Raw genomic sequence first — 298 nt, 5'->3', positions numbered from 1 at the left:
AGGCCCAGCCGAACCGCCGGTACTTCGCCGACCTGTGCCCGACCATCGCGTCCAGCGTGTTCACGGCGCGGAAGGCGAGCAGCCCCGGCACCCCGCCGACGGCCCCCCACACCAGCGCCCCCACGACGGCGTCCGAGGTGTTCTCGGCGACGGACTCGACGACCCCCCGCGCGATCGCGTCGGCGTCGAGTCCCTGCGGGTCCCGCCCGCACAGCCGCGGCAGCAACTCCCGTGCCAGCTCCACGTCCCCGGCCTCCAGCGCGGACCCGACGGCCCGGGCCTCCCGGCCCAGCGAGGT

General features: G+C 76.8%; 1 protein-coding gene. It reads right to left on the bottom strand.

Features of this window, described 5'->3' with window-relative positions:
* On the bottom strand, positions 1–298 hold a 298-nt coding region (locus G3I40_RS23865; protein WP_203644689.1), incomplete at both ends, for a cobalamin biosynthesis protein.

Origin of the sequence: Streptomyces sp. SID14478 (genome assembly GCF_010548525.1) — a bacterium.
Taxonomy (GTDB): Bacteria; Actinomycetota; Actinomycetes; order Streptomycetales; family Streptomycetaceae; genus Streptomyces.
This window is presented reverse-complemented; position numbering and strand designations above follow the sequence as displayed.